Annotated in this window: 10 protein-coding genes; all 10 read left to right on the plus strand. The window is 63.2% G+C overall.

Features of this window, described 5'->3' with window-relative positions; translation table 11 throughout:
* Positions 1–15 precede the first annotated feature (15 nt).
* The gene (locus EPO41_RS25145; protein WP_296331431.1) at positions 16–969 is read left to right on the plus strand and encodes an ABC transporter permease; all 954 of its coding nucleotides are present in this window, start codon (positions 16–18) and stop codon (positions 967–969) included.
* Positions 970–973: 4 nt separating this feature from the next.
* Positions 974–1,882, plus strand: a complete 909-nt coding sequence (locus EPO41_RS25150) for an ABC transporter permease (RefSeq protein ID WP_296331456.1) — start codon at positions 974–976, stop codon at positions 1,880–1,882.
* A gap of 1 nt (position 1,883) precedes the next feature.
* The gene (locus EPO41_RS25155; protein WP_296331461.1) at positions 1,884–2,918 is read left to right on the plus strand and encodes an oligopeptide/dipeptide ABC transporter ATP-binding protein; all 1,035 of its coding nucleotides are present in this window, start codon (positions 1,884–1,886) and stop codon (positions 2,916–2,918) included.
* A complete protein-coding gene (locus EPO41_RS25160; RefSeq protein WP_296331464.1) occupies positions 2,915–3,877 on the plus strand; it encodes an ABC transporter ATP-binding protein in 963 nt (320 codons plus the stop codon). Before EPO41_RS25155 ends, EPO41_RS25160 begins: the two co-directional genes overlap by 4 nt.
* Before the next feature lie 289 nt (positions 3,878–4,166).
* Positions 4,167–4,901, plus strand: coding sequence for a DUF2924 domain-containing protein (locus EPO41_RS25165; RefSeq protein WP_296331467.1), 735 nt, complete (start codon positions 4,167–4,169; stop codon positions 4,899–4,901).
* A gap of 36 nt (positions 4,902–4,937) precedes the next feature.
* Positions 4,938–6,233 (plus strand): class I SAM-dependent DNA methyltransferase, encoded by a 1,296-nt coding sequence (locus tag EPO41_RS25170; RefSeq protein ID WP_296331470.1) that lies wholly within the window; start codon positions 4,938–4,940, stop codon positions 6,231–6,233.
* Positions 6,197–6,679 carry a hypothetical protein gene (locus EPO41_RS25175; RefSeq protein ID WP_296331473.1) on the plus strand — a complete coding sequence of 161 codons (483 nt, stop codon included), beginning with the start codon at positions 6,197–6,199 and terminating at the stop codon, positions 6,677–6,679. Before EPO41_RS25170 ends, EPO41_RS25175 begins: the two co-directional genes overlap by 37 nt.
* Before the next feature lie 35 nt (positions 6,680–6,714).
* On the plus strand, positions 6,715–8,034 hold the full coding sequence (locus EPO41_RS25180; RefSeq protein WP_296331476.1) for a restriction endonuclease subunit S: 1,320 nt from the start codon (positions 6,715–6,717) through the stop codon (positions 8,032–8,034).
* Positions 8,031–9,119 carry a DUF4268 domain-containing protein gene (locus EPO41_RS25185; RefSeq protein ID WP_296331478.1) on the plus strand — a complete coding sequence of 363 codons (1,089 nt, stop codon included), beginning with the start codon at positions 8,031–8,033 and terminating at the stop codon, positions 9,117–9,119. The genes EPO41_RS25180 and EPO41_RS25185 overlap by 4 nt, the downstream gene beginning before the upstream one ends.
* A gap of 7 nt (positions 9,120–9,126) precedes the next feature.
* Entirely contained in the window at positions 9,127–12,240 is a 3,114-nt protein-coding gene (locus EPO41_RS25190) for a type I restriction endonuclease (protein WP_296331481.1), read from the plus strand.
* Positions 12,241–12,256 lie beyond the last annotated feature (16 nt).

Here is a 12,256-nt window from a genome sequence, read left to right on the forward strand (position 1 = left end):
GAGAGGCGGGCCGCAATGCTCCTCTATGCCCTACGCCGCCTGATCTACCTGATACCCGTCGCGTTCGGCGTGTCGCTGCTCGTCTTTGCGCTGGTGCACCTGGCGCCGGGCGATCCGATCTCGGCGATCGTACCGCCCGACGCGCCGAAGGAAGTGGTCGACAAGCTCAAGGAATATTACGGCTTCGACAAGCCGCTGCCGGTTCAGTACCTGCGCTGGCTCGGCGTCACCCTGACGGGCGATCTCGGCACCTCGATCGGCACCGGCCGGTCGGTGGCGGCCGAAGTCGGCAGCGCCTTCGGCAACACCATCATCCTGGCGATCGCCGCCACGCTGCTCGCCTTCAGCCTCGCGGTGATCCTGGGGACGGCCGCCGCCTACGCCAAGTCGCGCATCGTCGACCGGCTGGTGACGATGATCTCGTTGATCGGCGTCAGCGTGCCCCATTTCTGGCTGGCGATCGTGCTGGTCATCATCTTCGCCGTCGAACTGGGCGTGCTGCCGCCGATGGGCATCGGGCCGGAGAACTCGACCGGCTGGCAGTTCGATCGGGCGCACCTCGCCCACATGGTCCTGCCGACCATCGCCCTCTCGGTCATCCCGCTTGGCGTCGTCACCCGCACGGTGCGTTCCACCGTCAAGGAAACGCTCAGCATGGAATTCGTGACGGCGCTGCAGGCCAAGGGCATGCGCGACAGCCGCATCCTGTTCCATGTGCTCAAGAATGCCGCCCCGACCTGCCTCGCCGTCATGGGCCTGCAGGCCGGCAACCTGATCGGCGGCTCGATCCTGATCGAGACGGTGTTCGCCTGGCCGGGCACCGGCTTCCTGCTGAACAGCGCCATCTTCCGCCGCGACCTGCCGATCCTGCAGGGCACGACCCTGGTGCTGGCCGGCTTCTTCATGCTGCTCAACCTGACCGTGGACATCATCCAGACCATGGTCGATCCCCGCATCAAGCGAGGCTGACCCGATGGCCCTGCAAAGTCCCTCCCTCGACGTCGGCGGCGCCATCCTGGTGAAGCCGACCCCCACCTCGGCCGGCCGCGGCTACTGGCAGTCGGTCGGACGGCGCCTGCGCCGCGATCCGGTCACGCTGATCTGCGCGGCGATCCTGATCCTGCTGGTCGTGGCGTCGATGGCCGCGCCGTATCTCAATCTGGCGGATCCCTACAAGACCTCGATGCTGCGCCGCCTCTATCCGCTGGGGTCGCCCAACCACTGGCTGGGCACCGACGAGCTGGGACGCGACATGTTCGCCCGCCTGATCTACGGCGGTCGCCTGTCGCTGTTCATGGGCGTGACGCCGGTCGTCTGCGCCCTGCTGATCGGCGGCAGCCTGGGCATTCTCGCCGGCTTCGTCGGCGGCAAGACCAACATGGCGATCATGCGCGTCATGGACGTGTTCTACGCCTTCCCGTCAGTGCTGCTCGCCATCTCCCTGTCGGGCGCGATGGGCGCGGGCACCGAGAACACGCTGCTGTCGCTCACGCTGGTGTTCATCCCGCCGATCTGCCGCGTCTCGGAGAGCGTCACCACGCAGGTGCGCGGCTTCGACTTCGTCGACGCCGCCAAGGCCAGCGGCGCCTCGGCCTTCACCATCGTGCGCGTGCATGTGCTGGGCAACGTGCTGGGACCCATCCTGGTCTATGCCACGTCGCTGATCAGCGTCGCGATCATCCTGGCCGCCGGCTTGAGCTTCCTCGGCCTCGGCGTGAAGCCGCCGGAGCCCGAGTGGGGCCTGATGCTGAACACGCTGCGCCAGGCGATCTACGTCAATCCGGTCCTCGCGGCCCTGCCGGGCGTGATGATCTTCATCACCTCGATCTGCTTCAACCTGATGAGCGATGGCCTGCGCGCGGCCATGGATGTGAAGGCCTGACATGGACACGCTGGTTCCCATCGAGGATCGCGGCGGCCCGGCCCAGCCGCTGCTGCTCGCCACCGGCCTGCGCAAGCACTTTCCGGTCGCCGGGGGCCTGCTCGGCCGCACCACCAAGGTGGTGCGCGCCGTGGACGATCTCACGCTTTCGGTCGCCAAGGGCGAGACGCTGGGCGTCGTGGGCGAATCGGGCTGCGGCAAGTCGACGGTAGCGCGGCTGCTGATCCGCCTGATCAAGCCGGACAAGGGCACGATGGTGCTGGACGGCGATCCGGTCGACGAGCCGCACGGCATCACGGTGAACGAGCTGCGCCGCCAGGTGCAGATGGTGTTCCAGGATTCCTACGCCTCGCTCAACCCGCGCCTCACCATCGCCGAGACCCTGGCCTTCGCACCGCGCGCGCACGGCCTGCCGGCGGCCGAGGCGCGCGAGCGGGTGCGCGATCTCCTGAGCAAGGTCGGCCTCGACCCGGCCAACTACGCCACGCGCTATCCGCACGAACTGTCGGGCGGCCAGCGCCAGAGGGTCAACATCGCTCGCGCGCTGGCCCTGCGGCCACGGCTGATCATCCTCGACGAGGCGGTGTCGGCGCTCGACAAGTCGGTCGAGGCGCAGGTGCTGAACATGCTGGTCGACCTCAAGACCGAGCTCGACCTGACCTATGTCTTCATCAGCCACGACCTGAACGTCGTGCAGTATCTCAGCGACCGCGTGCTGGTCATGTATCTCGGCAAGATCGTCGAGCTGGGCCCCGTGGAGGCGATCTACGGCAACCCGCAGCATCCCTATACGCGGGCGCTCCTCTCGGCCCGCCCGTCGATGGATCCGCGCAAGCGCACGCGCGAGGCGCCGATCCAGGGCGATCCGCCCAACCCGATCGACCCGCCGTCGGGCTGCCGGTTCCGCACCCGCTGCCCCTTCGCGGAAGAGGTCTGCGCCCGCACCGAGCCGCTGCTGGCCGATACCGGGCACCAGGCCGTGGCCTGCCACATGAGGGTGGCGGGTTCGGGACACTCAAAGGCGATGGCTGCATGACGAACATGCTTCAGGTACGGGACCTTCACGTCACCTTCGTCACGCCCGATCGCACGGTGCATGCCGTCAACGGCGTCAGCTTCGACCTCGCGCGCGGCGAGACGCTCGGCATCCTGGGCGAATCCGGCTCAGGCAAGAGCGTCACCCTGCGCTCGATCCTGCGGCTGCATCCCGAGCATCGCACGCGCTGGTCCGGCAGCATCAAGCTCGAGGGCGACGAGGTCCTCGAAATGGGTCCCAAGGCCTTGTCCGACCTGCGCGGCCAGCGGGTCTCGATGATCTTCCAGGAGCCGGCGACCGCCTTCGATCCGGTCTTCACCATCGGCCAGCAGATCGCCGAGACGGTCCGCCGTCACACCGGCAAGAGCGAGACCGAGGCCATGAAGCGCGCCAAGGACCTGCTGGAGATGGTGCGCATCCCCTCGCCGGCGCAGCGGCTGAAGGCCTATCCGCACGAGATGTCGGGCGGCATGCGCCAGCGCGCCATGATCGCGCTCGCTCTGTCGTGCAACCCGACGCTCCTGCTGGCCGACGAGCCGACCACGGCGCTCGACGCCACGGTGCAGATCCAGGTACTGCTGCTGGTCCGCGAGTTGCAGCGCGAATTCAACCTCGGCGTCATCTTCGTCACCCACGATATCGGCGTGGCCGTCGAGGTCTCCGACCGGATCGGCGTCATGTATGCCGGCAAGCTGGTCGAGATGGCCCCGGTCGAGCGCATGGTCGACGCGCCGCAGCACCCCTACAGCCGCGGCCTGCTGGCCTCGACCGTGCACGACGGCATGCGCGGCCAGCGCCTCGAATCCATTCCCGGCGCGCCGCCCGACCTCGCGGAAGTCCCGTCCGGCTGCAGCTTCGCCCCGCGCTGCAAGTTCGTCCGCCCCGACTGCACGGCGGCGATCCCGTCGCTCCGCGACGTCGAAGCCGCGCACGCCGTGCGCTGCGTGCTGGCGGCTTAGAGCCGCTCGACCGCATCCCAACACTACCTCACCCTGAGGAGCATCGCCCCTCGAGTACCTCGGGGTAAACTCCACGATGCGTCTCGAAGGGTGGGCACGCGCACCCCGTCTGTTGCCCATCCTTCGAGACGCCGTGCTACGCACGGCTCCTCAGGATGAGGTAAGTGCTTGAATCGATTCAGTTCCTTTCCGGTCGGCGTCTCGGGATGAGGTGGGTGGCTCAATGCGAGAAGGAAGGACTCTAGCGACCGCTCCTTCATGCCGCTAAGATTCGGTGGGGAGCACAACCATGAAAACGCCAAAACCACGCCGAACACGGCGTGAGGGCCTCGTTTATGGCCACCTGGAGCGCGTATCGCGCGACCTGCTGAAGGAACATTTCGCGACCGTGCAGAGATATGTCGGCAAAGGCTCCGGCATCTATGCTCTCTACCGCAAGGATCGGCTGATCTATGTGGGCCTCGCTTCGGCTTTGAGCGGCCGGGTCCGCGCCCATCTTCGGGACCGGCACAAGGAGACCTGGGATCAGTTCTCGATCTACCTGACCGTCCGCGACCAGCACATCAAGGAGCTTGAAAGCCTGCTGCTCCGCATCGCCAAGCCCGAGAGCAACGTCCAGGGCGGCAAGCTCTTCGGATCGAGGGACCTCAAGAGCAAGGTCCAGCAGGCGATCCGGCAGCAATACAAGCAGGAGATGGCCGGCCTGTTCGCTCGTTCTTCGCGCGCTGCCAAAGCCCTGCCGAAAGCCAACAAGGAAGAGAAGGAAAAGGTCCTCCAACTCTTCCCCGAAGGCGCGCGCGTGCGGGCAACCAACCACACGAAGTCATTCAGGGCCGTCATCAGGCGCGACGGTCAGATAAGGTTCGACGGAAAGCTCTACGGCTCGCTGTCCGCCGCGGCGAAGGCAGCGATCGGCAGATCGGTGAATGGCTGGTGGTTCTGGCAGGTCGAGCGGGGCAAGAACAATTGGATTAGACTGAGAGAAGCACGACGTGCGGGGATCCCCATCTACCGGCGAAAGTGACCCCCAACAGTTGAATATCGGAAGTCCCTGCGTCCCATGAACGATTCGAAGCTTTCCGCGTTTCTGTGGTCCGTCGCCGATCTCCTTCGCGGAGACTACAAGCAATCCGATTACGGCAAGGTGATCCTGCCCTTCACGGTGCTACGGCGCCTGGATTGCGTCCTGGAGCCGACGAAACAGGCCGTGCTCGCCGAGCTGGCCAAGCGCAAGGCGTCGGGCGTCAATCCCGAGCCGTTCCTGCTGAAGAAGGCCGGGCAGCGCTTCTGCAATATCTCCGATCTCGACCTGAAGATGCTGATGGGCGACCAGGGCAACATCGCGGAGAACCTGCGGGCCTATCTTCAGGGCTTCTCGCCGTCCGTCCGCGACATCTTCGAGAGCTTCGACTTCCACACGCAGATCGACCGGCTCGCCAAGGCCGGGCTGCTCTATCTCGTCACCGAGAAGTTCGCTAACGTTGACCTTCACCCCGATGTCGTCAGCAATGCCCAGATGGGCATGGTGTTCGAGGAGCTGATCCGCAAGTTCGCCGAACTTTCCAACGAAACGGCCGGCGAGCATTTCACGCCGCGCGAAGTCATCCGCCTCATGGTCAATCTGCTCTTCATCGAGGATGACGACGCGCTGACCAAGCCCGGCATCGTGCGCTCCATCTACGACCCGACCGCCGGCACCGGTGGCATGCTGAGCGTCGCCGGCGAGTACCTGGCCGAGCACAATCCCAAGGCGCGGCTCGTCATGTACGGCCAGGAGCTGAACCCCGAATCCTACGCCATCTGCAAGGCGGACATGCTCATCAAGGGCGAGGACATCACCAACATCGTGTTCGGCAACACGCTCTCCGCCGACGGCCTCCCGGGGCAGAAATTCGACTACATGCTCTCCAACCCACCCTTCGGCGTGGAGTGGAAGAAGATCGAGAAGGAGATCCGCAAGGAAGCCGAGCAGATGGGCTTCAACGGCCGCTTCGGTCCCGGCCTGCCGCGAGTCAGCGACGGCTCGCTGCTCTTCCTGCTCCATCTCGTCTCGAAGATGCGCCCCGCCGCCGAGGGCGGCAGCCGTTTCGGGATTGTGCTGAACGGCTCACCGCTGTTCACCGGCGGCGCGGGTTCGGGCGAGAGCGAAATCCGCCGCTACATGCTGGAGAACGACCTGGTGGAGGCCATCATCGGCCTGCCGACCGACATGTTCTACAACACCGGCATCGCCACCTATGTCTGGATCGTCAGCAACGCAAGCCGGCCCATCGCAAAGGCAAGCTCCAGCTCATCGACGCCAGCGGCTTCTGGCAGAAGATGCGCAAGAGCCTCGGCAGCAAGCGCAAGGAGCTGAGCGACGACCACATCGCCGATATCACCCGCCTGTTCGGAAGCTTCAAGGAGGCTACGCGCGACGGCGTTCCCATCAGCCGAATCTTCAGGAACGAGGACTTCGGCTACCGCACCATCACCGTCGAGCGCCCCGAACGCGATGCCGCAGGCGAGATCGTCGTCGGCACCAAGGGAAAGAGCAAAGGCAAGCCCGTTCCGGATGCGTCCCTGCGCGATACCGAGAACGTGCCCCTGAGCGAAGATGTAGCGACCTACTTCAAGTGCGAGGTCCTGCCTCATGCGCCGGACGCGTGGATCGACCCCGAAAAGACCAAGGTCGGCTACGAGATTCCTTTCAACCGGCACTTCTATGTGTTCAAGCCACCACGGCCGCTCAGCGAGATCGACGCCGAACTGAAGGGCGTCACTGACCGCATCCTAGGAATGATCGGGGGATTGGCAGCGTGAGCTTCCCAAGGCATGCGAGATACAAGGAAAGTGGGGTGGAATGGCTGGGTGACATACCAGAGCACTGGCATGTCCGACGGCTAAAGCACGTGTGCCAAGTGACTCCAAGTAATGTCGACAAGAAGTCACATGAGGGCGAGACCGCCGTAGCACTCTGCAACTACACCGATGTCTATTACAATGACACGATTGTCGCTGACATGAACTTCATGCCGGCAACCGCATCAGATGATCAGATCGCCAAGTTTACGCTGCGCGCGGGCGACACCATTATTACCAAAGATTCCGAAACTGCTGATGACATCGCGGTCGCCGCTTACGTTCCAAATGATCTACCGGGCGTCGTCTGCGGCTATCACCTATCGATAGTTCGCCCTCTGGCCGGTACCCATGGCGCATTCGTTAAGAGATTCTTTGATTCGAGTTATGCGAAGTCTTGCTTCGCAGTGCGCGCTAACGGTCTTACGCGCGTGGGTCTAAGTCAGTATCAAATAGACAACGTGATATTGCCGGTCCCGCCATCTACCGAGCAGGCGCTGATTGCCACTTTCCTAGACTGCGAAACTGCGAAGATTGATGCGCTGATCGCCGAACAGCAGCGGCTGATCGAGTTGCTGAAGGAGAAGCGCCAAGCCGTCATCTCCCACGCCGTCACCAAGGGACTCAATCCCAATGCTCGAATGAAACCTTCGGGAATCGAATGGCTGGGCGACATCCCAGAGCATTGGGCAATAACGCCTCTAAAGTGGCTTACCGATCCAAAGCGACCAATCATGTATGGTATTGTGTTACCTGGGCCAGACGTTAGTGAAGGCATTCCCATTCTCAAGGGCGGCAACGTGAAGCCTTCCCGAATGAACCTTCAATCAATGGCGCGGACCACTCCTGAAATAGAGGCGCCATACGCACGGGCACGCCTCAAGAAAGGTGACCTCGTTTATTCAATTCGCGGATCAATCGGAGACTGCGAGCCTGTACCGACTGAACTTGAGGGATCAAATATCACGCAAGATGTCGCAAGAGTGGCAGTAGTGGCCGGCGTTTGCGCATCGTGGGTGCGATGGGCTCTGTTGTCGGCGGCCGTCCGGGAGGACTTGGCTAGCGGAAGCCTTGGGGCAGCGGTCCGCGGCATCAATATCTTCGATCTAAAGCGCGCAGATATTCCGACGCCACCTCTCGACGAGCAAATCGCGATTGCAGATTATGTCGGCGGAGAGAATTCTCGCATCGAGAAGCTTAGCGCGGGAGCGCAGCACGCCATCGACCTCCTTCGAGAGCGCCGAGCTGCTTTGATATCTGCCGCTGTCACCGGCCAGATTGATGCTCGTGCCTTTGCCGAAAGGAAAGCTGCATGACCCTTTACCGCGTAACAGCAAGCAAGCTCGAGTCGGTTTCTCCCACGAACTTTGCCGCTGAACGGCTGCTGGAACGCAGGGACTTGCAGCGGCTGCTGCGTCAGGACATCAGCGCTATTGGCGAAGACCTGATGGTCATCGACGAAGAGTATGGCAACTGGGAGGACAGCAATCGTCGAATTGATCTGCTCTGTCTCAGCAAGAAGCGCGATCTAGTGGTGGTGGAGATCAAGCGGACCGAGGATGGCGGACATATGGAGCTTCAGGCGATCCGCTACGCTGCAATGGTGTCGAGCATGACCTTGGAGAAGGTTATCCATGCTCACGCCCGTGCTCATGATGGCGATCCTGAAACAGCAAGAAGTGAGATCCTTGGATTTCTCGAGCTGGATTTCGAGAACGAAGCTGAACTGACAGGCACTGTACGCATCGTTCTTGTTGCTGCCAACTTTTCGCCCGAACTCACGACGGCGGTGCTGTGGCTCAACAAGCGTGGGGTCGACATAACGTGTATCCGGTTGCGCCCCTACAAGATGGGGAACGACGTGCTGATTGATGTCACGCAGATTATCCCGCTTCCTGAGTCAGCCGATTACGAAGTGAAATTGCGGGAACAAGACGAGGAGAAAAGGAAGGTCGTTGGTGCAAGGCAGGAAATTTTCCGGAAATTCTGGACCCAGTTTATCGACCGTTCCAAGTCTCACACTCAGTTGCTCGCGAACCGGTCCACCACAACAGAACAATGGATTTCCGCCGGAATCGGACGCGGCGGATTCAGACTCAACATAGCGTTGACCGAAAACAATGGACAAATTCGTTGCTTCATTCGCCCTGGCAGCGAGCAACAGAACTCCGCCGCCTTTAGTGCTCTGCTTGCGCAAAAGAGCCAGATCGAGACGAGGTTTGGAGGAGAGCTAGTCTGGGATGAGGTCTCTGGCCGCCTGCGACGAAGCATCGGGACCGAACTACCCGGGGGGTGGGCCTCACCCGAGGTCGAATGGCCTGAGATTCAGGACCGGATGATCGATACCCTGGTCCGGCTTGAAGGTGCGCTGAGACTTCCCATTCAGCAACTCCAAGTCTGACATCGCGATGAGCCTGCACAAGGAAATCAGCTTCGAGACGGAGATCTGCCAGCATCTCAAGGCGAACGGCTGGTTTTACGCCGAGGCCGATGCCACCAAGTACGACCGCGCGCGGGCGCTGTTTCCGTCGGATGTTCTGGCCTGGGTGCAGGATGCCCAGCCCTCGGCCTGGGAAGCGCTGAACAATAATCACGGCGCCAAGGCTGGCGAAACCCTGCTGGCCCGCCTGCGCGAACAGCTCGACAAGCGCGGGACGCTCGACGTGCTGCGCCACGGGATCGAGCTGCTGGGGCTCAAGCAGCCACTGAAGCTCGCGGAGTTCAAGCCGGCCTTCGGACTCAACCCCGACATCCTCGCCCGCTACGCCGCCAACCGGCTGCGCGTGGTGCGGCAGGTCCGCTACTCCCTGCACAACGAGAACAGCATCGATCTGGTACTGTTCCTCAACGGTCTGCCGGTGGCGACGGCGGAGCTGAAGACGGACTTCACCCAGGGCGTCGCCGATGCGATCGACCAGTATCGCTTCGACCGGCTGCCCCGGCCGAAAGGCCAGGCGCCGGAGTCGTTGCTCTCCTTCCCGCACGGCGCGCTGGTGCATTTCGCGGTCAGCAATGCCGAAGTCCGGATGGTCACGCGGCTGGACGGGCCGGCGACGGTGTTCCTGCCCTTCAACCGGGGGAACGAGGGCGGCGCCGGCAATCCGGTCAATCCCAAGGGCGGGCACCGCACGGCCTATCTGTGGGAAGAGGTCTGGGCGCGCGAGAGCTGGCTGGAGATCATCGGCCGCTACCTGATCGCGCAGCGGGACAAGAAGAAGCAGATCGGGCGGATCGTCTTCCCGCGCTTTCACCAGCTCGACGTCACGCGCAGGCTGCAGGCGGCGGTGCTGGCGGAGGGGGCCGGCGGCAAGTACCTCGTCCAGCACTCCGCAGGATCGGGCAAGACCAACTCCATCGCCTGGACAGCGCACTTCCTGGCCGAGCTGCACGACCTCAAGCACAAGAAGGTCTTCGATTCCGTGCTGGTGGTGTCGGATCGCAACGTGATCGACGCGCAGCTCCAGGAGGCGCTGTTCGATTTCCAGCGCACCACCGGCGTGGTGGCGACGATCACCAACAAGGAGGGCAGCAAGAGCGGCAAGCTCGCCGAGGCGCTGTCGGGCGACAAGAAGATCGTGGTCTGCACCATCCAGACCTTCCCCTTCGCGCTGGAGGCGGTGCGTGAGCTGGCGGCGACGCAAGGCAAGCGCTTCGCGGTGATCGCCGACGAGGCCCACAGCTCACATTCCGGCGAGGCGGCGGCGAAGCTCAAGGCCGTGCTGTCGCCCGAGGAGCTGAAGGAGATCGAGGAGGGCGCGGAGGTCAGCAGCGAGGACGTTCTCGCGGCGCAGATGGCGACGCGGGCCGAGGACCGGGGGATCACCTTCGTGGCCTTCACCGCGACGCCCAAGAACAAGACCATGGAGCTGTTCGGCACGCGGCCCGACCCGACGCGCAAGCCCGCGCCCGACAATGTGCCGGCGCCGTTCCACGTCTATTCGATGCGGCAGGCGATCGAGGAGAAGTTCATCCTCGACGTGCTGCAGAACTACACGTCCTACAAGCTGGCCTTCAAACTGGCCCACGAGGGCGAGGAATATGACGAGGCCGAGGTCGAACGCAGCGCGGCGCTGAAGAAGATCATGGGCTGGGTGCGGCTGCACGCCTACAACATTGCCCAGAGGATCGAGATCGTCGTCGAGCACTACCGGCGGTTCGTGGCGCCGCTGCTCGACGGCAAGGCCAAGGCGATGGTGGTCGTCGGCAGCCGAGTCGAGGCGGTGCGCTGGAAGCTCGCGATCGACACGTACATCAAGGCGCGCGGCTACGGGATCGGCACGCTGGTGGCCTTCTCCGGCGAGGTGAACGACAAGGAGTCCGGTCCGGACGCCTTCACGGAGAACAGCAAGGCGCTCAATCCCAACCTCAAGGGCCGCGACATCCGCGAGGCCTTCAAGGGCGACGAGTATCAGATCCTGCTGGTGGCGAACAAATTCCAGACCGGGTTCGACCAGCCGCTGCTCTGCGGCATGTATGTCGACAAGCGGCTCGCCGGTATCCAGGCCGTCCAGACCCTGTCGCGCCTCAACCGCGCCCACCCCGGCAAGGATACGACCTACGTCCTCGATTTCGTGAACGACGCGATGGAGGTGCTGGAGGCGTTCAAGGTCTATTACACGACGGCGGAACTCTCGGGCACAACCGACCCCAACCTGATCTTCGACCTGCGCGCCAAGCTGGATGCCGTGGGACACTATGACGAATTCGAGGTCGATCGCGTGGTCAAGGTGGACCTCGACCCCAAGTCGAAGCAGGGCGATCTGGTGGCGGCGCTGGAGCCGGTGCACGACCGGGTGATCAAGCGGTACAAGGCGGCGCAGGAAGCGCTGAGGCTCGCCACCGAGAAGCAGCAGGAGAATGCGGCGGCCAACGCGCATGACGAGCTGGAGGCCCTGAAGCTGTTCAAGGCGGACATGGGAGCGTTCGTCCGGCTCTACACGTTCCTGTCGCAGATCTACGACTACGGCAACACCGCCATCGAGAAGCGCGCGATCTTCTACAAGCGCCTGATTCCCCTGCTCGAATTCGGTCGCGAGCGCGAACAGATCGACGTCTCGAAGATCGTCCTCACGCACCATCACCTGAAGGACCTGGGCAAGCAGGCCATGCCGCTCGGCGGCGGCGAGACGCCGAAGCTCGATCCGATCACCGAAGCCGGCAGCGGGAGCCTGCAGGACAAGGAGAAGGCCTATCTCAGCGAGATCATCGAGAAGGTAAACGACCTGTTCGAGGGCGATCTCTCGGACCAGGACAAGCTGGTGTACGTGAACAACGTCATCAAGGGGAAGCTGCTGGAGTCGGAGACGCTGCGGCAGCAGGCGGTGAACAACACCAAGGAACAGTTCGCCAATTCGCCCGACTTGAAAACCGAAATCGTGAACGCCATCATGGGCGCATTGGACGCCCACAATGCCCTGAGCACGCAGGCGCTCAATTCCGAGACGGTGCGGCAGGGGCTGAAGGACGTGCTCCTGAACAATGTCGGACTCTACGAGAGCCTTCGGAAGGGTCCGGGGAATTAGCAGGCTGCAGGAAACA

This window comes from Reyranella sp., assembly GCF_004297265.1.
Classification (GTDB): Bacteria; Pseudomonadota; Alphaproteobacteria; order Reyranellales; family Reyranellaceae; genus Reyranella.